The sequence below is a fragment of the Serratia silvae genome (assembly GCF_023282985.1).
GTDB lineage: Bacteria > Pseudomonadota > Gammaproteobacteria > Enterobacterales > Enterobacteriaceae > Chania > Chania silvae.
Genome location: NZ_JAGQDC010000010.1, coordinates 108,517 through 127,600, shown reverse-complemented (window position 1 = coordinate 127,600; position 19,084 = coordinate 108,517). Strand labels below are relative to the sequence as shown.

Annotated in this window: 20 protein-coding genes and 1 pseudogene; 9 read left to right on the top strand and 12 right to left on the bottom strand. The window is 54.3% G+C overall.

Translation table 11 applies throughout. The annotated features are described in order from the left end of the window. Window positions 1-130: 130 nt before the first annotated feature. On the bottom strand, window positions 131-715 hold the full coding sequence (locus KAJ71_RS13930; protein ID WP_248946277.1) for an RpoE-regulated lipoprotein: 585 nt from the start codon (window positions 713-715) through the stop codon (window positions 131-133). A gap of 120 nt (window positions 716-835) precedes the next feature. Next, window positions 836-1,300 (bottom strand): DUF2919 domain-containing protein, encoded by a 465-nt coding sequence (locus KAJ71_RS13925; RefSeq protein WP_248946276.1) that lies wholly within the window; start codon window positions 1,298-1,300, stop codon window positions 836-838. 158 nt (window positions 1,301-1,458) lie between these two features. Between KAJ71_RS13925 and KAJ71_RS13920 the strand changes: the two genes are divergently transcribed. Next, on the top strand, window positions 1,459-1,857 hold the full coding sequence (locus tag KAJ71_RS13920) for a YgiW/YdeI family stress tolerance OB fold protein (protein WP_248946275.1): 399 nt from the start codon (window positions 1,459-1,461) through the stop codon (window positions 1,855-1,857). Window positions 1,858-1,894: 37 nt separating this feature from the next. On the opposite strand, the gene KAJ71_RS13915 is transcribed toward KAJ71_RS13920, so the two are convergent. Continuing rightward, a complete protein-coding gene (locus KAJ71_RS13915; RefSeq protein WP_024527108.1) occupies window positions 1,895-2,320 on the bottom strand; it encodes a GNAT family acetyltransferase in 426 nt (141 codons plus the stop codon). Between the two features lie 226 nt (window positions 2,321-2,546). Between KAJ71_RS13915 and amiA the strand changes: the two genes are divergently transcribed. From amiA to mmuM, 5 genes and pseudogenes are all read left to right on the top strand, one after another. Continuing rightward, the gene (amiA, locus tag KAJ71_RS13910) at window positions 2,547-3,431 is read left to right on the top strand and encodes an N-acetylmuramoyl-L-alanine amidase AmiA (protein WP_248946274.1); all 885 of its coding nucleotides are present in this window, start codon (window positions 2,547-2,549) and stop codon (window positions 3,429-3,431) included. Window positions 3,432-3,499: 68 nt separating this feature from the next. Continuing rightward, window positions 3,500-4,420, top strand: a complete 921-nt coding sequence (hemF, locus tag KAJ71_RS13905; protein WP_248946273.1) for an oxygen-dependent coproporphyrinogen oxidase — start codon at window positions 3,500-3,502, stop codon at window positions 4,418-4,420. Further along, complete coding sequence (locus KAJ71_RS13900) at window positions 4,420-4,875, top strand: YaiI/YqxD family protein (protein WP_248946272.1); 456 nt, start codon at window positions 4,420-4,422, stop codon at window positions 4,873-4,875. The genes hemF and KAJ71_RS13900 overlap by 1 nt, the downstream gene beginning before the upstream one ends. A 136-nt stretch (window positions 4,876-5,011) precedes the next feature. Further along, window positions 5,012-6,315: pseudogene (locus tag KAJ71_RS13895) on the top strand (amino acid permease). Then, window positions 6,305-7,243 (top strand): homocysteine S-methyltransferase, encoded by a 939-nt coding sequence (gene mmuM, locus KAJ71_RS13890; RefSeq protein ID WP_248946271.1) that lies wholly within the window; start codon window positions 6,305-6,307, stop codon window positions 7,241-7,243. The pseudogene KAJ71_RS13895 and the gene mmuM overlap by 11 nt, the downstream one beginning before the upstream one ends. Window positions 7,244-7,289: 46 nt before the next feature. Here the strand turns inward: mmuM and maeB are convergent, their stop codons facing one another. The 9 genes from maeB to KAJ71_RS13845 all read right to left on the bottom strand — a co-directional run bounded on the left by maeB (window position 7,290) and on the right by KAJ71_RS13845 (window position 16,730). Next, window positions 7,290-9,569, bottom strand: coding sequence for an NADP-dependent oxaloacetate-decarboxylating malate dehydrogenase (gene maeB / locus KAJ71_RS13885; protein WP_248946270.1), 2,280 nt, complete (start codon window positions 9,567-9,569; stop codon window positions 7,290-7,292). A gap of 190 nt (window positions 9,570-9,759) precedes the next feature. Further along, window positions 9,760-10,161 (bottom strand): L-Ala D-Glu endopeptidase ChiX, encoded by a 402-nt coding sequence (gene chiX / locus KAJ71_RS13880; protein ID WP_248946269.1) that lies wholly within the window; start codon window positions 10,159-10,161, stop codon window positions 9,760-9,762. Then, window positions 10,151-10,477: a phage holin, lambda family gene (locus tag KAJ71_RS13875; RefSeq protein WP_248946268.1), complete on the bottom strand. Its 327-nt coding sequence runs from the start codon at window positions 10,475-10,477 to the stop codon at window positions 10,151-10,153. The genes chiX and KAJ71_RS13875 overlap by 11 nt, the downstream gene beginning before the upstream one ends. A gap of 280 nt (window positions 10,478-10,757) precedes the next feature. Continuing rightward, entirely contained in the window at window positions 10,758-11,720 is a 963-nt protein-coding gene (locus KAJ71_RS13870) for a sugar-binding transcriptional regulator (protein WP_021178715.1), read from the bottom strand. Between the two features lie 99 nt (window positions 11,721-11,819). Next, complete coding sequence (gene dhaL / locus KAJ71_RS13865) at window positions 11,820-12,476, bottom strand: dihydroxyacetone kinase subunit DhaL (RefSeq protein WP_248946267.1); 657 nt, start codon at window positions 12,474-12,476, stop codon at window positions 11,820-11,822. Window positions 12,477-12,479: 3 nt separating this feature from the next. After that, window positions 12,480-13,481 carry a dihydroxyacetone kinase subunit DhaK gene (locus KAJ71_RS13860; RefSeq protein WP_248946314.1) on the bottom strand — a complete coding sequence of 334 codons (1,002 nt, stop codon included), beginning with the start codon at window positions 13,479-13,481 and terminating at the stop codon, window positions 12,480-12,482. A gap of 29 nt (window positions 13,482-13,510) precedes the next feature. After that, the gene (locus KAJ71_RS13855; RefSeq protein WP_248946266.1) at window positions 13,511-14,269 is read right to left on the bottom strand and encodes an SDR family oxidoreductase; all 759 of its coding nucleotides are present in this window, start codon (window positions 14,267-14,269) and stop codon (window positions 13,511-13,513) included. A 22-nt stretch (window positions 14,270-14,291) separates the two neighbouring features. Then, a complete protein-coding gene (locus KAJ71_RS13850; protein ID WP_248946265.1) occupies window positions 14,292-15,551 on the bottom strand; it encodes an MFS transporter in 1,260 nt (419 codons plus the stop codon). A 66-nt stretch (window positions 15,552-15,617) separates the two neighbouring features. Beyond that, window positions 15,618-16,730, bottom strand: a complete 1,113-nt coding sequence (locus KAJ71_RS13845; protein WP_283106768.1) for an MDR/zinc-dependent alcohol dehydrogenase-like family protein — start codon at window positions 16,728-16,730, stop codon at window positions 15,618-15,620. 320 nt (window positions 16,731-17,050) lie between these two features. On the opposite strand from KAJ71_RS13845, the gene rpiB reads away from it, so the two are divergent. The 3 genes from rpiB (at window position 17,051) to tal (ending at window position 18,834) form a co-directional block, all read left to right on the top strand. Next, window positions 17,051-17,509, top strand: coding sequence for a ribose 5-phosphate isomerase B (rpiB, locus tag KAJ71_RS13840; RefSeq protein ID WP_248946264.1), 459 nt, complete (start codon window positions 17,051-17,053; stop codon window positions 17,507-17,509). Further along, window positions 17,496-17,759, top strand: coding sequence for a hypothetical protein (locus tag KAJ71_RS13835; RefSeq protein WP_248946263.1), 264 nt, complete (start codon window positions 17,496-17,498; stop codon window positions 17,757-17,759). The genes rpiB and KAJ71_RS13835 overlap by 14 nt, the downstream gene beginning before the upstream one ends. Before the next feature lie 124 nt (window positions 17,760-17,883). Beyond that, window positions 17,884-18,834 carry a transaldolase gene (gene tal, locus KAJ71_RS13830; protein ID WP_248946262.1) on the top strand — a complete coding sequence of 317 codons (951 nt, stop codon included), beginning with the start codon at window positions 17,884-17,886 and terminating at the stop codon, window positions 18,832-18,834. Window positions 18,835-19,084: the final 250 nt, after the last annotated feature.

Genomic DNA, 19,084 nt, shown 5'->3' with positions numbered 1-19,084 from the left:
CAGGTTGCCCTGTTATAAACGCACAATATCATAACGTACAGCAGGCTGATTGCCTTGCCCGAACGCAAAGAAAATAGGGATTTAACGCCAAACGAGGCAGGCACACCGCAAGGTGCGCCCGTAATGAGAATTATTGTGCTTTGGCATGCCAGACGATCTTACTCACCGTCCAGCTCTGTAGAGTATCGTCCGGTGGGATCAGATCCTGTGGGCCAGCCCATTTGCCACTGAAGATATAGCTGACATTGCGGCTTTGCTGCGCCACGCACTCGACCTTGCCAACATCATCACCGTCGGCCGGTTTACAAGCACCATAGGCCTTGCTGAACAGTTCGCTAAACGGCGTACCCAGCTTGCTGCCCCATTCGGTGGCGATCTTGGCGTCCATCACGTCAACGCGCTGCACGTGGCCTTTAGGTTCCCCGGTGATCACCAGCTTCACGTCATCGCCGTCCAATGCCTGGAAGTAGGAAACGATCTGCCCTTGGTTGGTCGCCATCCCGCCACGCATGCGGTAGTTGTTATTCAGGCCCTTGCCAATCGCCGCCTCCGTCATGGGGGTACCGGCCCCCACATCACCGACACCTTTAGCGCTAACCTCTACGCTGCCGCCAAACCAGTTGAACGGCGACAGGCTGGACCAGGAGAAGTTTGACATGGTCGAACAGCCGGTCAACAACAGCGGTAGCCCTAACAGCAGTGGGCGAATATTCATTCATAGCTCCTTAACATCAAAGACATCGGCGATATGCAGCCTCTCATAACCGCTGGGGCTGCGCTATCAATTGCCAGGTTGGAGTGCGTAAATTGGGAAAAGTGCCGCAGTTTTCGGCAATTAATCTACCTCATCCTGCGGGATAAAACAGGCTTTCAAACGCCGATTCATTAACAGATACCCCATCGCCAGCACATCCAGCAGCGCCAGCAGGAGATCCAGCGGAGGTTCATTGCTGTCTTGCTGCCACAGGCTGTAAAGCGAACCGAGCAGCGCCGCCGCCAGCGAAACGAGCAGCACCCAACGCCAACAGCGCCACAGACGGGGCCAATGCTGGCGGCGGCCACCAATCAAAAAGGCCAACGCCGCTGGCAGCCCCAGCAGCATACCGTACCAAAAACGCTGGCTATCCGGGTAAAACAGCTGCAGCAAACCGCTGCCCTGATCGCGTGAGGTGCCCGCCATCACAAACAGTAGCCAGGTACGAGCCTGTAAGATCAGCACGCCCCAAAACCACAGCGGCAACCGTAGCATCCCGTGCTGATCGTAATCGTCCGGTGAAAACCGGTGTGTTGACGCCTTCAAATACTATTCCTTGCCGATGTTATGATTACCCTTGCAAATGGCGACAGTGGTCACCATTTTCAATCTCCAGCTTAAGAAGCTCTTAAGATCCTTATGGTTTAATCAGGTTATGTCCCGCTAACGGGAAGTCATTCAGACCACTGATAAGGAAGATCCAGATGAAAAAGATCGCTTTGCTCACACTCATCGCATTATGCAGCGCACCGGTTTTAGCTCAACAGGGCGGGTTTCCCAACCCCAATGCGACACCGGCTCAAACACAAACCAGCCCGCAAGGTGGCTTCTCCGGCCCTAGCGCCGCACTGACCACGGTAGATAAGGTCAAATCGATGAGCGATGACACCTGGGTGATGTTGCAGGGCAATATAGAACAGCGCGTGGGTGATGACACCTACACCTTCCGCGACGCCACCGGCACGCTGACGGTAGAGATCGACAGAAAGCGCTGGAACGGCCAGACCATCACGCCAAAAGACAAGGTACAGTTGGAAGGGAAAGTGGATAAGGACTGGAGTAACGTAGAAGTCGATGTGAAAAACATCAAGAAATTGCCTTAAACCAAAGCTTGGGCGGTGATAACCACCGCCCTGACGATCAATACTCCTGATCCTCGATCAGCCGTTTCCCCAGGCTGGTAATCGCCTGAATTTCATAGCCGAGCTTTTCATACATTTCGATCACGGTATCGTTGTCTTCCCGTACCATGAGCTGAATTTTTGGGCAACCGCGCGCAATCAGCTTTTTCTCCAGCCGATTAATCAACGCATTGGCAATGCCGCGCCCGCGATAGTCCGGGTGAACGCCCAGGTAATACGCCGAGCCACGGTGGCCGTCGTAACCGCCCATCACCGAGCCAACCACCTCACCACCCACTTCCGCCACCAAAAACAGATCCGGATCGTGGTTCAGTTTGCGTTCAATATCCATCTCGGGATCGTTCCATGGCCGCAACAGGTCGCAACGCTCCCACAGGGTGATGACTTCTTCAAAGTCGTCTTGCCGAAATACGCGAATTTCCATCGTTGCTCGCTACTGTTAATTAACTTATTTAATACCCTATGGATTTCAAGCTGCAGCTTGAAAGACGACGGGTATATCTGATTATTGCGTAATTATTAACTGATACCCGCAGTCTTTCAAGCTGCAGCGTTTTGCCAAGTAATAAATGGCAATAGTTATCAAGTCGATTAATGGGGATCAATACGCTATAACGTCGCGAAATAGATTGATCGAGTTGGAGTCGCGCGTGAAGAAAAAACAGAGCAAAACCTACCTCAATTTCAGCCCTCTCACCGCTTCATCGACCCGCCGCCAACTGCTGCTCTCCGGCCTGGCTTTGGCTCTGCTCGGGGGTAAAACCTCAGCCACCCAGGCCAATATGCTGCAACCAGAACCGCACAGTAAACCGCTACCCAAGGCAACGGGGAGCAAAAGGATGGTGATGATCGATCCCGGCCACGGCGGTATCGACTCCGGTGCCGTGGGCCATGAAGGCTCGCAGGAAAAACACGTGGTGTTGGAAATTGCCAACCATGTGCGTCGTTTCCTGCATGAGCACGAGCACGTTGAAGCCCGCCTGACCCGGGAGGAGGATGAGTTTATCCCGCTGTTCCAGCGCGTGGAGATCGCCCACCAGCATCAGGCCGATCTGTTTATCTCGATCCATGCCGATGGATTTACCAACCCGGATGCCGCCGGTGCCTCGGTATTTGCCCTTTCCAACCGCGGAGCCAGTAGCGCGATGGCACGCTATCTCTCCAATAAGGAAAATGCCGCCGATGACGTGGCGGGGGGCAAATACAAAGAACAGGACAACTATCTACAGCAGGTGTTATTCGATCTGGTGCAAACCGACACCATCAACAACAGCCTGACCCTGGGCCGCCACGTGCTGGGCCAGATCCGCCCGGTTCACCGCCTGCATAGCGAAAGCACCGAACAGGCGGCGTTTGCCGTATTAAAGTCCCCTTCTATTCCTTCGGTGCTGGTAGAAACCTCGTTTATCACCAACCCCGGTGAGGAGCGCCTGTTAGGCACCACCGCCTTTCGCGAAAAAATTGCCCGCGCCATCGCCGACGGTGTGATCAATTTCTTCCAATATTACGACGTTCACCAACGTAAGCCGCGCTAGACCTGCAAAATACGGGGCGAGAAGGTATACTTGCCGCCCTGTCCAGTTATCCATTGCGAAAAACCCGTATGAGTTTACCCACCATTGCCGCAGTAAAATCCTTCCTGCTGGCGTTGCAAGATAAGATTTGTGAGCAGTTGGCCCAGGCCGATGGCGCAGCCGGTTTTAAGGAAGATCGCTGGACGCGTGAGGAAGGCGGCGGTGGCCGTAGCCGAGTACTGACCAACGGTGCGGTGTTCGAACAGGCCGGGGTAAACTTTTCCCATGTTTCCGGTGCCACGCTGCCCGCTTCTGCTACCGCGCATCGTCCAGAACTGGCCGGGCGCAGCTTTCAGGCGATGGGCGTATCACTGGTGATCCATCCGCTCAGCCCCTATATACCTACCAGCCATGCCAACGTGCGCTTCTTTATCGCGGAAAAACCGGGCGAAGAGCCGGTTTGGTGGTTTGGCGGCGGCTTTGACCTAACGCCTTTCTATGGCTTTACAGAGGACGCCGTTCACTGGCACCGTACCGCACAAAGGCTCTGCGCCCCCTTCGGCGACGATGCGTACCCAAAATACAAGAAGTGGTGCGATGACTATTTCTTTATCAAACACCGTAACGAAGCCCGTGGTATCGGCGGCCTGTTCTTTGACGATCTGAATACCCCGGATTTCGAAAGCTGTTTCGCGTTTACTCAGGCGGTAGGTGAAGGTTTTCTGGAGGCCTATCTGCCGATCGTAGAAAGACGTAGAGCACTGCCTTGGGGCGACCACCAACGCCAGTTTCAGCTGTATCGCCGTGGCCGCTATGTCGAGTTTAATCTGGTGTGGGATCGCGGTACGCTGTTCGGCCTGCAAACCGGAGGCCGAACCGAATCGATCCTGATGTCAATGCCGCCACTAGTACGTTGGGAGTATAACTTCCAGCCCGCAACCGACAGCCCGGAAGCCGCGCTATACCGTGACTTCCTGCCGGTGCGCGACTGGTTACAGGAGCAAAAATAATGCAGATTTGGGTCGATGCTGACGCCTGTCCAAACGTGATCAAAGAAGTGCTGTTCCGTGCCGCAGACCGCGCAGCGATGCCGGTCACCCTGGTGGCTAACCAGCCTCTGCGCACACCCCCTTCGAAATTTATCCGCACCTTGCAGGTTGCTGCAGGATTTGACGTGGCGGATAACGAAATCGTGCGCCGCTGTGAAGTGGGCGATCTGGTGATCACCGCAGATATCCCACTGGCCGCCGAAGTGATAGAAAAAGGCGCTATCGCCTTGAATCCCCGCGGTGAGCGCTATACGCCAGACACCATTCGTGAACGTCTGAACATGCGCGATTTTATGGATACCCTGCGCTCCAGCGGCATCCAGACCGGGGGGCCGAATACCCTCAATCAGCGCGATCGCCAGCAGTTTGCCAATGAGTTGGACAAGTGGCTACAGCAGGCGAAACGGGCCAACTAGGACGAAGGGAGAATGAATTGACAGCATCTGGCGGCTAACACCTCTTTTTCGTTACCGTGTTTTGAGTTACGTTGATTTCGCATAATGGAACGGGTATAACTGATAGCCATTTAGACGTCTATATGGATAGAGTGTTATGCAACCTGCCGCTGAAGGGCAATTCAAACGCACCATGAAAGCCCGGCATTTGGTGATGCTGTCGCTGGGCGGCGTGATCGGTACCGGTCTGTTTTTCAACACTGGCTATATCATCTCTACGACCGGTGCGCTGGGCACCCTGCTGGCCTATTTGATTGGCGCTGTCGTAGTCTATCTGGTCATGCTGTGTCTGGGGGAACTGGCCGTCGCCATGCCGGAAACCGGCGCATTTCACGTCTATGCGGCACGCTATCTTGGCCCGGCTACCGGCTATACCGTTGCCTGATTTTCTGTCTGGCCATTTTTCTGCTTAATGTCATTACCACCCGCTTCTTTGCCGAAAGTGAATTCTGGTTCTCGCTGATCAAGGTGATCACCATTCTGGCGTTTATCGTGCTGGGTGGTGCAGCCATGTTTGGCCTGATCCCGATGAAAGACGGTACGCCAGCCCCCTTCCTGAGTAACCTGACTTCATCGGGTTGGCTGCCCAATGGGACGTTACCGATCCTGATGACCATGGTAGCGGTCAATTTCGCCTTCTCCGGTACTGAGCTGATCGGCATTGCGGCGGGCGAAACCGAAAATCCGGAAAAAGTGGTGCCCTGGGCCATCCGCACCACGGTGATCCGCCTGATGGTATTCTTTATCGGTACAGTATTTATTCTGGCAGCGCTGATCCCTATGGAGCAAGCCGGGATCGTGAAAAGCCCGTTTGTCCTGGTCTTTGAGCGCATTGGTGTGCCTTATGCCGCCGATATTTTTAACTTCGTGATCCTGACCGCCATTCTCTCGGCCGCCAACTCCGGGCTGTATGCTTCGGGGCGTATGCTGTGGTCGCTGGCCAATCAGCGTACTATGCCTGCCTATTTTTCACGGGTGAATGCACGCGGGATCCCGATGAATGCATTGACGTTCAGCATGCTCGGCGGCGTGCTGGCCCTGCTGACCAGCGTGATCGCGCCCGATACGGTGTTTGTGGCACTGTCTGCCATCTCCGGCTTTGCGGTCGTTGCCGTCTGGCTGAGTATCTGTGCCGCCCACTACGTTTTTCGCCGCCGCTACCTGCGCAGCGGTCAACCGATTGAAGGGCTGAAATACCGTGCACCAGGTTATCCGCTGACGCCTATTGTCGGCTTTGCGCTGTGTTTATTGGCCTGTATCGGTCTGGCATTCGACCCAGAGCAACGCGTGGCGCTGTATTGCGGCCTGCCGTTTGTGGCGATCTGCTATCTGGCCTATTACCTGACCCGGCGTTCCGGGCAGAAACACCTACTGAACACCGGAGAAGAACATGTCGGTTAACAACCCTCTGGCCGTCTTACTGGCCGATAACCGCACGTTGATTTTGGACGGGGCAATGGCCACCGAGCTGGAGGCCCGAGGTTGCGATCTCACCGATCCGCTGTGGTCGGCAAAAGTGCTGATTGAAAACCCGGAGCTGATTTATCAGGTGCATCTGGATTACTTCAAGGCAGGAGCACAGTGCGCCATTACCGCCAGCTATCAGGCCACACCCCAAGGTTTTTTACGCCGGGGCCTGGATGAGCCACAATCGTTGGCACTGATCGCTCAAAGCGTCCACCTGGCACAGCAGGCACGCGCCGATTATCTGGCCCAACGCTCGCAGCGATTGCCTTTGCTGGTCGCCGGTTCGGTCGGCCCTTATGGTGCCTACCTGGCGGACGGTTCTGAATACCGTGGCGACTACCATCTGCCGCAAGCAGAGATGATCGCGTTCCATCGTCCGCGTATCACGGCTCTGGCCAACGCCGGAGTGGATCTGCTGGCATGTGAAACGCTGCCTTCATTCGCCGAATTACAGGCCCTGCTGGCGCTGCTAAAGGAATTCCCAGCGCTGGGAGGGTGGTTCTCTTTCACTCTGCGCGATAGCCAGCATCTCAGCGATGGCACGCCACTGGCCGTCGTCATGGCTGAGCTTAACGATAACCCGCAGGTGCTGGCAGTAGGCGTCAATTGTATCGCGTTGGAAAACGTTACCCCGGCGTTGCAGCAGCTTGCCGCGCTGAGTGATAAACCGTTACTGGTTTACCCTAACTCTGGTGAACACTACGACGCGGTGAGTAAAACCTGGCATAGCTGTGGTAACCAGCAGCATCATCTGATTAACCAACTGGCTGATTGGCAGCATGCCGGTGCCCGCTTGATTGGCGGCTGTTGCCGAACCACGCCTGCCGACATTCAGGCGATTGCCGAACGCTGTCAGGCATAAAAAAACCCCCTGTGGCCGGAAGCCGCAGGGGGTCAGGTTCACGCTATCACAGCGGCTGGGTTTGTGCTTCTACCACTGCCAACGCCACCATGTTGACGATACGGCGCACCGAGGCGATCGGCGTCAGGATATGTACCGGCTTGGACACGCCCATCAATACCGGCCCTACCGTCACCCCTTCGGAAGAGGAGACACGCAGCAGGTTGTAGCTGATCCGCGCCGCTTCCATACTTGGCATGATCAGGATGTTGGCTGCGCCTTTCAGCGGGCTGTCCGGCATCAAATCTTGGCGGATACTTTCCACCAGCGCGGCGTCACCGTGCATCTCACCGTCAATCTCTAACTCCGGTGCCATCTGATTGACCAGCTCCAGCGTTTTACGCATTTTGCTCGCCGACGGGCAATTGGCAGAACCAAAGCTGGAATGGGACAACAGCGCCACCTTCGGTTCAATCCCGAAGCGCCGTACCGTGTCTGCCGCCATCAGGGTGATTTCCGCCAGCTGTTCCGGCGTTGGGTCATCGTTGACGTAGGTATCGGCGATAAAGGTGTTGCCGCTCGGCAGCAGCAAGGCGTTCATCGCCCCTGCCACATGTACCCCTTCACGGAATCCGAACACCTTTTCCACCACGTCATAATGCTCGTGGTAGCTGCCGACGGTGCCACAGATCATCGCGTCGGCCTCACCACGGTGCAGCATGATGGCAGCAATCAGCGTTGGGTTACCGATCACCGCACGGCGAGCCTGCTCCTGGGAGACACCACGGCGCTTCATGATCTGATAATACTCACCCCAGTATTCATTGAAACGCGGATCGGACTCGTTATTGACTACTTCAAAGTCTTTGCCCGGCGTCAGCTGCAGGCCGAGTTTCTGCAGGCGCATTTCAATCACGCTTGGACGCCCCACCAGGATTGGGTAAGCCAACCCCTGCGATACCAGCTCTTGGGTAGCATGCAGTACTCGCTCTTCTTCACCTTCAGCCATTACCACGCGTTTCACTTCTTTCTTCGCCTGGGAGAAGATCGGCTTCATAAACAGGTTGGTTTTGTAGACGAACTCAGTCAGCTTCTCCACGTAGGCATCAAAGTCTTCGATCGGGCGCATCGCCACGCCAGAATCCATGGCTGCCTTGGCGACCGCCGGGGCGATTTTAACAATCAGGCGTGGGTCGAACGGTTTTGGAATAATGTATTCCGGGCCAAAGGAGAGATCCTGATCGCCATACGCCGAAGCCACCACGTCGCTCTGCTCTGCCAGCGCCAGATCGGCAATGGCGTGCACACAGGCCAGCTTCATCTCTTCGTTGATGGTGGTGGCACCCACATCCAGCGCGCCACGGAAGATGAACGGGAAGCACAGCACGTTGTTCACCTGATTAGGATAATCAGAGCGGCCGGTACAGATGATCGCATCTGGGCGCACCGCTTTCGCCAACGGCGGCAGAATTTCCGGTTCCGGGTTAGCCAGCGCCATGATCAGCGGATCTCTGGCCATGGTTTTCACCATGTCCTGCGTCAGCACGCCAGGGCCGGAGCAACCCAGGAAAATATCGGCATTGGGAATGGCATCCCCCAGCGTACGCTGACCGTTATCCGCAATGGCATACGCCGCCTTGGTTTCTTCCATCTTGGCATCACGGCCCTGATAGATCACACCTTTGGAGTCGCAAACGATAATGTTCTGTTTGCTCAGACCCAGCGCGACCAGCAGGTTCAAACAGGCAATGGAGGCCGCACCCGCACCCGATACCACCAGGCGTACGTCAGAGATGTTCTTCTTCACCACCCGCAGGCCGTTGAGCACCGCAGCGGTGGTAATAATCGCCGTGCCGTGCTGATCGTCATGGAACACCGGGATCTTCATGCGCTCGCGCAGTTTCTTCTCAATATAGAAACACTCGGGCGCTTTGATATCTTCCAGGTTAATGCCGCCGAAGGTCGGTTCCAGCGCGGCGATCACGTCAATCAGCTTGTCGGGATCGAGTTCATCGACTTCGATATCGAACACGTCAATACCGGAAAACTTCTTAAACAGAACCCCTTTACCTTCCATGACCGGCTTACCGGCTAGCGCACCGATATTCCCCAGCCCCAGCACCGCGGTGCCGTTAGAGATCACTGCCACCAGGTTGCCCTTGGCGGTATATTTATAAGCGGCCAGCGGATCGGCGGCAATTTCCAGACAGGGCGCAGCCACGCCCGGCGAGTAGGCCAAGGCTAGGTCACGCTGCGTCGCTAGTGGTTTGGTTGGCGATACCTGGATTTTCCCTGGGACAGGAAACTGATGGAAATCAAGGGCACTCTGTTTGAGCTGTTCGTCCATTATGGGTTCCTTTGCTTTCTTCTTTTATGTTGAGGTAAGGCTTTAACGCTGAACTAGTATAGTGAGGGAATCGTCACAAACTTTGAAGCGTGCCATAACCTTGGGCAAAATTTGTAAATAAAAGTTAAAAGGAAGTTAGGCGAACAGAAAAGCAGCAGTTTTAATCACGCCAGAAATCACCATTGACCGCTCAAGCCGGATAATCCTTGAACGGTAATTGAAAATGTGGCCCATCTTTCAGCGTTTTCCATCCCCCGCCCCACTCGACATCAACACCGCACTCCAGCCCGGCACGCCGCACTGCCGAGGCAATCTGAGCATAATAATCCCATTCCCAGGACACCCTCCCTGAAGGCATGGCCACCACGTCAACCGCATGCCCGGTCAGGTGGCGGCTTCTCAGCGTTTGGCTTTTCCCCTCACGCAGCAAATCCCGCTGGCGAGCCATAGAGCGCAACCCTTCGGTGACGGTGAACGGCACCAGCGAATAACGCAGCGCCAAACGCATTACCCGCACCAGATCGGGGTGCACCCCGAGCAGGTTTTTCTCGCTGCGCGCGTTGAATTTAATCTCCGTGTTTTCACTTATCATTTTTAAATCCTGTTTTTTTGCCAATAAATCGTTTAATTAAATCGCCAAGATAATCCGCGCCGAGAAAACCAATTAATACGCTGATGGTATTAGCCCATGCCAACTCCAGCCCCATCAGCGATAACAGATCGCGAATGGTTAATGCCAACAAGGCACAAATACCGGCATTTAATAACCGGCGGCGTGATGGCATATTCAGATAGGCTCCCTTCAATAACGCCATGGTGCCCGCTAAAAGGGCATTAAAGACCGGTTGCAGATATTCACAGACTCGCTGAATGATTGCGCCAACAGCGTCTGGCTCAAAGCTGGACATGGCTCCTCCTGGTTATTATTAGCCGCATGAGCTTTTCAACCGCTCAATAAAATTAGGCGACGTAAACACTCCAACCAAATGACTGGAATAACATAAAATGATATCGCGCTTTAATGGTTGGGCAATTCAGAAGGATAATTATACCGACAACCTCAGCGCTGTCGTTTGCTTTGCGTTGTTGGAGCGCTCACAGGACAAGGGCCGGAGGTGAGTTTTACCTGGAGGGGGAAATGGCAAAGGGTTCAACCTGACGCAGTTAAACCCTTTTTTGCCGCAGCGATTACTGTGACATATTAAGAATGGTGCGAATGTTGAGGGCGCTGGTCGCGATAATATCGATCGCCCCGGTACGCAACGCGCCCAGAATAGCCAACGCTTTGGTATTCTCAGAGGCAATGGCGATCACACAAGGGATTTTCCGCAGTTCATCAATACTCAAACCAATGACGCGATCGTTCATCACCGTATCAACATGCATCCCCTGCGCATTGAAAAAGTCATAACCGGCGATATCACCGATCACTCCCTGATTCAGACTGGCATCAATGATCTCGTGGGGAGTAAACCAGCCAAGCTTTACCATATAGCTGTTTTCATTCATATCACCGATGCCCACCAAGGCCACATCGGCCTTGCGCGCCCGATCCAGGGTTTCCTTGATGGTGCCATTTTGCATAAACGCCTCTTTCAGCGCCCGGTTTTCTACATATGCCGGGGCATACAGCGTCTCGCTGCTACCACCAAACTTCTTCGCCAGACGGCGGCTGATGTGGTCGGCATTTATAGCGTCACCAGGGCGATGCGTTCCCCCAATGCCGCAGATAAATTTACAGTTTTTTGGCGCCACGCTGCCCACATGGTCGGCGATCGCGGCCACGTTACGCCCTTGGCCAACCGCCAGCACCATATCATCTTTCAGAGACATGGCCAGATAACCGGAAACCAATGCTGCTACCTGACGCCGCTGTTCTTCCTCATCCTGATGATCCAGCGCGATTAACGCCCGGCTGAGGGAGAAACGCTCCAGCATTTGCTGCTCCAGCCGGGTACTGAATACCGGATGATAGCGGACGGTGATCTCAACAATGCCTTCTTCTTTGGCCCGCTTGAGTAAACGCCCGACCTTAATCCGCGAAATACCGAACTTTTTTGCAATCTCCTCCTGAGTGATTTCGTCCTGATAATAAGCCACGGCAATTTCAGTCAGCAGTTCGTTATCCTGGGATCCTGTTTTTTTTTCCATCCGTTACACGTTTCCCCACGGCAGATTGGTCTTTTTCAATAGAAGATGGGTTCAGCATGCCGAACCCACCTTATCGCATTGCTCGCTAGTATAACCTGTTCAGGCTGCAACGGTATTCAAGCGTTGTTCTACCGCATCAGCCAGTTGGCATAAAAGTAAACAGCAGGATACCGCACCGGCATCCAGCACGCCGCGTGAACGTTCCCCCAACCGGCTCGCACGGCCAATCTTGGCAACCAGATCGCGGGTTGAATCACGCCCAGCCACGGCAGCCCGTTTCAGCTGTTCCAGCGCCCCACTGAAGCTATCGCCGCGCCGAACCGCCTGCTCATACCCTTCTATCGCAGGGATCAACGTATCCATCAGGCACTTGTCGCCGACGCCAGCACTGCTGATGTCCTGCAGTTCAGTGAGCCCATTGCGCAACATGGCCAGAAATACCTGTTTATCCAGTGCGGTTTTATCGCGCACGCTATCGGCCATGCCCATGAACAGGCTGCCATACAGCGGCCCCATCGAGCCACCAATCCCTTCCATCAGCGCGTCCGCTACCGCGTCGAAAGCCTGTGCCAACGACAGATTTTGGCCCTTGATGGCCTCACCACATAAGGTGAAGCCTTTTGACATATTAATGCCGTGATCGCCGTCGCCAATCGCACCATCTATTTCACTGAGATACTCGCGATTGCTGACAATCACGCCAATCAGCGCCGTGACGATCTCATTGCCATACTGCGTCGAAATTTGTGTGGTCATGATTCACTCCACCTGAGTTAGGCCCAATGAATGAGCAGGCATATCGAGCAACGTTTTCAATTGGTCGTCGAGCTTCATCAAGGTTAGCGTCACCCCCATCATTTCCAGTGAAGTAAAATAGTTACCCACATAGCGACGGTGAACCTTGATGCCACACTCCGTCAGCCGCTTTTCAATCTCGGCATAATAGATGTAGAGCTCCATCACCGGCGTGGCCCCCAGGCCGGAAATCAACAGGGCGACTTCCTGCCCCTTGTTCAACGGCATATCATTGAGCACAAAGTCGAGCATGGTGCCAGCCATTGCGGACGCCGACTGGATCGGTGAAACCTCGATCCCTGGCTCACCGTGATGACCAATCCCGATCTCCATTTGACCATCGGCAATATGGAAGTTGGGCTTACCCACCGCCGGGATGGTGCAAGAGCTGAGCCCGACGCCAATCGAACGGCAATTGCCAATGGCCTTTTGCGCCGCATCGATCACCCCGTCGAGATCGTAACCCAGCGCTGCGGCAGCGGCCCCGACTTTCCACATCAGAATTTCACCGGCGACGCCACGGCGTTTTTCAATTTCACTGGCGGGCGCGGAGGCAACATCATCATTTGCAACCACGGTTTTTACCGCGATGCCTGAGGCGCTGGCCTTCTTCATCGCCATTTTGACGTTCATATTATCGCCAGCATAGTTACCATACAGGCAGGCGACTCCCGCTCCGCTGTCTGCGGCCTTGAACGCATCCAGAAATGCCCCCGCCGTTGGCGAAGAGAAAATCTCACCGATGGCCACGGCATCAAGCATGTTCTTGCCAACATAACCCAGAAACGCTGGCTCATGCCCCGAGCCACCACCGGTAACAATCCCCACCTTGCCTTTGATCGGTGCAGCAGGGTATTTGAGGACTCGTGCATTATCGGTCACGGTGAAATATTCCGGATGCGCCTTCAGATAGCCCTGAATGGCATCTTCCACGACGTGATCGGGATCGTTAATGATTCTGTTCATCATGGCCTCTCTTTCGCCTGAGTGTCGAGTTATTGAATGGTGTAACCGCCGTCAACCACCAGATTGCTGCCGGTGATCATGCTGGCCGCATCGCTCGCCAAGAACAGTGCGCTGGCGGCAATATCCTCGGGTTCGGCAAAGCGCCTTAGGGGAATTTTCTGCTTCATTTGTTCTGCAACCTCGCCCGACCATGCTTTACGCCCCAACTCGGTCAGCACCACCGTCGGAGAAATGGCATTTACACGCACGTTATGCGGCCCCCATTCCAGCGCCAGAACCTGGGTCAAGCCAATCACGCCAGCCTTGCTGGCGCAGTAAGCCAGATGATTGGGCAAGGCGACGACTCCAGCCTGCGAGGCCAGGTTGATAATGCAACCACTCCCCTGACGAATAAAATAGTGACCCACGGCCTGACTGGTAAGGAACACCCCTTTCAGGTTCACCGCCATGGTATTATCCCAAGCGTCTTCGGGCAGTTCTTCCGCCGGATACAGCACGACAATCCCAGCGCTATTGACCAGCACATCCAACCGCCCGAAATGGACATTGGCCTGTGCAACCACCTGTTCTACCGAGGCTTTGTCGGTGACGTCCATGACGATGCCTAACGCCTGTTGCTGATCCAGTTGCTGTGCAATCTGCACCACCTGTGGAGCGCGATCCAACAGCACGACCTGCGCGCCGTTTTGCAGATAGCATTTGGCAATAGCTAAACCTATTCCCGCCGCGCCGCCGGTTATCAACGCCACTTTCCCTTGCAAGGCTCCCTTGCTTTGACCAGTAATCATAGAAAACTCCCTCAACTGTTAGTTACGCCAAGCTATGATGATTTTCTTCCACGGCGGCAGGCACGGCTTTAGGCAAGGTGACATATTTCATCAATACGCCGCTGAACAAATACAGGCCGGTGAAAATCCAAATCACCCCACTGCTCCCCAAGCTGCCGATAAACAACCCTACCACTGCCGGGCCAACGAAAGTGCTCAAACCCGCGCCGAGATTCAGGATCGACATGGCAGCACCTTTATTCTCCGGGGCCAGCATTGGCATAATGGCCGAAAGAGGCACAAAGGCCGCCAGGCAAGCACCGAACAGCCCGGCGGCCACGACGGTCAGCATAAAATTGGGGCCAAGGAAATAAGGCACGTAATAGAACATCAGCGTGGTGATGGCGCAGCCGACACAACCGAACCACATGACGACGTTACGCCAGCCCAAACCGTCGCTGATCACCCCAAAGATCAGGTTGAAAATAATGTTCACCGTCCACAGTGCCGCATACATCTGTAGCCAGTCAGTGCGGCTAAACCCCAGATCCATCATGTACATCGGCATAAACACCACGAATCCGTACGCCGCAGAGGTATTGATGGTGCGGACAATGCCACCCAGGCCGATTTTCGGGTTCTCAAACGCAATGGTGATCCCCTTTAGCACATAACTGAGGGAGGCTTTTTGCTTGTCCCCCACTTCGGTATGGCCAGGAGTGCGGTTAAGCATCAGTGCGATCATCGCCCCGAGTACCACAAAGATTAATGCGCTCCATAAGGTGTGAATTTCCCCCAAGAACGGCAGCATGATGCTGGAGTAGAGCACACCCAGTACGCTCAACCCACCGCTGTAAACAAACCAGAAAATCCCCACGGCAGAACCTAACCTTTCCGGCGGAGCCTCATAAGCGACCCACACCAGAAAACCATAGGCAAACAGGGGATAGCCCAACCCACGCAGCGCATAGGTCGGTATCATCACCGACAGGTTATTACTGGGTAATCCCCACACCAGAAAACACACCGACCCCAGCAAGAACAGCAACAATCCAGCCAGCATGACGCGGCGAGCGGTAAAGATTTCTGCCAGTACGCCGGAAAACCAGGCGGCTATTGCCGCAGCAAAGCCGTAAACGCTAAACAGCAGCGCAGACTCCTGAATGGTTAAGCCTTTGCCGATCAGATAAGGTGAAAGCCAGCCTTGTTCCAGCCCTTCCCCCATCATAAAGACCAACACACCGGCATAACCGAGCATTAATTTTGGTGAAAGACCAATGCGATGAATCAGTCCATTCAGCATAAAACACCCCAGCACATTGAATTGTGGAGGCGCAGGCTAGCCCGCACCCGAAGAATGATGCAGGCATTACAGATTCGGGTTGAGCACCACTTTGATTGAGCCGACGCCCCGTTTCATCATGGCGAAACCTTCAGCAAACTGTTCAAGCGGCAATGTTTGGGTGACGACGCCTTTGGTGGGCAGATCGCCATTGCGGATCCCTTCGATCACCAACGGATAACAATAAGGGCCCAGGTGCGATCCCAGCACGTCCAGCTCCTTACGATCACTGATGATGCTCCAATCGACGGTCACCGGATCTTTAAACACCGAGAACTCGACAAAGGTGCCCAATTTGCGGATCAGCATCAGCCCCTGTTCGACAGATTGCTGCGCGCCAGTGGCTTCAATGTAGATATCGCAGCCGTAGCCTTCGGTCATACCCTTAACGATCGCCATCACATCATCACGCAGGGGGTTCAGCACAACGTCGGCACCAAATTCTTTCGCCAACGCCAGGCGATCGTCAGACAGATCGAGCACCACCAGCTTTGATGGGCCGGATTTTTTAATCGCCCCGATCATCCCCAAACCCAGCGTTCCGGCCCCCGCCAGCACCACCACGTCACCCAGTTTGATGTTGGCGCGCTGTACCGCATGGAAAGAACAGGCATAGGGTTCGATCAGAATGGCGTCCTCGATCGGCATATCCGCAGGGACGTGATAGTTGATGGCCTCTTTGGTGAACTTCATGTATTCCGCCATGCCGCCATTAACGTTTTTCTGGAAGCCGTACAGATCGTGTTTCTCACACATCCAATACTGGCCACGGTTACAGAAGCGGCATTGCCAGCAGGGGACAATCTGTTCAGAGATCACCCGATCGCCCAGCTTAAATCCCTCAACGCCTTCACCATAGCCCACCACGTGGCCGATAAATTCGTGGCCAGGGATCATCGGCGCTTTGATGTAAGCCGGCTGTTTTTCATCCCCCCAAAAGCTGGCGGCCCCTTCAAACGCTTTAACGTCGCCGGCGCAAATGCCACAGGCTTCAACTTTCACCAGGATCTCTTTCGGGCCAATTTTCGGTACCGCCACAAGCTCCAGGCGATAGTCCTTCGGGGCATAGGCCACGACCGCTTTCATGGTTTCAGGAATGCCTTCGGCCATGTTTGCCGCTGTTACGCAGTTCTGACACATAGTTCTATCCTCGGGTAGGGTTTATTTTTATGATCATAAGAACATACAAGGAACAAATAAACACTACATACTCTCAACATGTTTGCCCACCACCAACCTTTGAAATTGTGATCCTGCTCAATAAGCCCTCTAAAAGTCATCTAAAAGGCCTTTAAGCCGATTTATTCGTGATATCAATCACCTTTAGTGGCCATCCCTCCCTAACAAAAACAAAAACAAATGAACATCAATTGAACATTTGATAAATCATGGTTATGGTAATAGTCATGACGCGCCACCGGGGATCGTCAGCCTTACCCTTGACCAGCAGGAGATGTGTTATGCAGCCTATTGCGATTGGCGCCGATGATGCCGCCATTGAACTGAAGAATGTGATCGTTGCGTTTCTGCAACAGCGCGATATTCCGGTCACCGACTACTCACCGGGAAGCGATACGGCCCCCATCGGTTACCCCGATATCGCCTTTCAGGTGGCGCAGCGCATTAAGGATGGGAAACACCAACGCGGCATTTTGCTGTGTGGCACCGGTATTGGCATGAGCATTGTGGCCAACAAGGTCCCGGGGATCCGCGCGGCACAGTGCCATGATACCTACTCGGCTCAGCGCGCACGTAAAAGCAACGATGCACAAATCATCACGCTTGGCGCACGCGTCATTGGCCAGGAACTGGCGAAATCGATCGTCGAAGCCTGGTTGAGCTCTGAATTTGAAGGAGGGGGATCGGCGCCCAAGGTGGCAAGGATCGGCTATTACGAACAGGTCGTTGGCCAACGCTGAACCCAATGCCGATAAAGCGTCAATGCGTGGGGGGCCCGCAGCCAGCCTGCATTTGCGCCCCTCCATTGTTTCTATCCATTGCAACAATCAGAAAAAGCGCATTTCATTCATCAGCCATATGATGCATGGTGTTTCACAATTAATGAAAATCGTTCTTATTTATCTTTACCCTATGGATTTCAAGTTGCAGCTAGGCGGCCAGTTCGCTCATCCCCAGGAGCTTACTTTAGTAAGTGACTGGGGTGAGTGATAAATCTGTCAGGAACAGATTTAAACGCTGCTTGCAGCGGCCCCGAAGGGGCGAGGCCCACGGATGGGCTGAGTTATGCAAACGCTGCAGCTTGAAAGACGACGGGTAAGCAAGGAGCTTATAAATGAACCAGTTAGACGCACTGAAACAGCTGACCGTGGTCGTTGCCGACAGCGGTGATATCGAATCCATCCGCCAGTTCGAACCGCAGGATGCCACCACCAACCCTTCGTTGATCCTCAAAGCCGCGGCGTTACCGCAGTATAAGTCGCTGATCACTGAAGCGCTGGAGTACGCCCGCCAGCAAGGCAGCAGCAAAGAAACCCAGCTGATTAACGCCAGTGACAGACTGGCGGTGAATATAGGGGTAGAAATTCTAAAAAGCGTGCCGGGTCGTATCTCCACCGAAGTGGATGCCCGTCTATCCTTCGATCGCGGTATGTGCGTGGCCAAAGCACGCAAGCTGATCGGCATGTATCAAAACCAGGGGATCGATAAATCCCGCATTCTGATCAAGCTGGCAGCCACCTGGGAAGGGATCAAGGCGGCCGAAGAGCTGGAAAAAGAAGGCATCAACACCAACCTGACACTGCTGTTCTCCTTTGCTCAGGCCCGTGCCTGCGCCGAAGCCGGTGTCTATCTGATTTCGCCGTTTGTTGGCCGTATCTACGATTGGTATCAGGCCAGACAGCCAATGACCGATTACGATGCCGAGCAGGATCCGGGCGTGAAGTCCGTCCGCACCATTTATGAATACTACAAACAGCACCGCTATCAGACCGTGATCATGGGCGCCAGCTTCCGTAAGGTTGAGCAGATCCTGGCGTTGGCGGGCTGTGACCGTTTGACCATTGCGCCAAACCTGCTGGAAGAGTTGAAGCAGAGCAATCAGCCTATCGAACGTAAATTGACGCCGTCTACCGAAGGGTTTTATCAGCCTGCGCCACTGGCCGAGGCGGAGTTCCGCTGGTTGCATAACCAGGATGCCATGGCGGTTGAGAAGTTGGCCGAAGGCATTCGCCTGTTCGCCGTCGACCAGCAGAAGCTGGAAGATATGCTGATAGCACAGCTGTAAGATTATGATAAATAAGCGAGATTAGCAATAAATCGCCCCTCACCCTAACCCTCTCCCACAGGGCTGTCTCTTATACACATCTCAAGTTGCGGTCAAATGGCCGTAATTTGAGAAACATAGTAGGCTGATTTTAAAGAGAAATTTTCCGAGTGCCCTATTGATGCGCTTGAAATAATTCCCATAAAAAACAGTAAGATGCCGAGTTGTGTATAAGAGACAGCTCCCTGTGGGAGAAGGTGGGGTGACGGAA

Bases quoted from the DNA above. Each gene is read 5' to 3' on its own strand.
- KAJ71_RS13930 (WP_248946277.1), bottom strand. From the start codon at position 715: ATGAATATTCGCCCACTGCTGTTAGGGCTACCGCTGTTGTTGACCGGC.
- KAJ71_RS13920 (WP_248946275.1), top strand. From the start codon at position 1,459: ATGAAAAAGATCGCTTTGCTCACACTCATCGCATTATGCAGCGCACCG.
- KAJ71_RS13915 (WP_024527108.1), bottom strand. From the start codon at position 2,320: ATGGAAATTCGCGTATTTCGGCAAGACGACTTTGAAGAAGTCATCACC.
- hemF (WP_248946273.1), top strand. From the start codon at position 3,500: ATGAGTTTACCCACCATTGCCGCAGTAAAATCCTTCCTGCTGGCGTTG.
- KAJ71_RS13900 (WP_248946272.1), top strand. From the start codon at position 4,420: ATGCAGATTTGGGTCGATGCTGACGCCTGTCCAAACGTGATCAAAGAA.
- mmuM (WP_248946271.1), top strand. From the start codon at position 6,305: ATGTCGGTTAACAACCCTCTGGCCGTCTTACTGGCCGATAACCGCACG.
- maeB (WP_248946270.1), bottom strand. From the start codon at position 9,569: ATGGACGAACAGCTCAAACAGAGTGCCCTTGATTTCCATCAGTTTCCT.
- chiX (WP_248946269.1), bottom strand. From the start codon at position 10,161: ATGATAAGTGAAAACACGGAGATTAAATTCAACGCGCGCAGCGAGAAA.
- KAJ71_RS13875 (WP_248946268.1), bottom strand. From the start codon at position 10,477: ATGTCCAGCTTTGAGCCAGACGCTGTTGGCGCAATCATTCAGCGAGTC.
- KAJ71_RS13870 (WP_021178715.1), bottom strand. From the start codon at position 11,720: ATGGAAAAAAAAACAGGATCCCAGGATAACGAACTGCTGACTGAAATT.
- dhaL (WP_248946267.1), bottom strand. From the start codon at position 12,476: ATGACCACACAAATTTCGACGCAGTATGGCAATGAGATCGTCACGGCG.
- KAJ71_RS13860 (WP_248946314.1), bottom strand. From the start codon at position 13,481: ATGAACAGAATCATTAACGATCCCGATCACGTCGTGGAAGATGCCATT.
- KAJ71_RS13855 (WP_248946266.1), bottom strand. From the start codon at position 14,269: ATGATTACTGGTCAAAGCAAGGGAGCCTTGCAAGGGAAAGTGGCGTTG.
- KAJ71_RS13850 (WP_248946265.1), bottom strand. From the start codon at position 15,551: ATGCTGAATGGACTGATTCATCGCATTGGTCTTTCACCAAAATTAATG.
- KAJ71_RS13845 (WP_283106768.1), bottom strand. From the start codon at position 16,730: ATGTGTCAGAACTGCGTAACAGCGGCAAACATGGCCGAAGGCATTCCT.
- rpiB (WP_248946264.1), top strand. From the start codon at position 17,051: ATGCAGCCTATTGCGATTGGCGCCGATGATGCCGCCATTGAACTGAAG.
- tal (WP_248946262.1), top strand. From the start codon at position 17,884: ATGAACCAGTTAGACGCACTGAAACAGCTGACCGTGGTCGTTGCCGAC.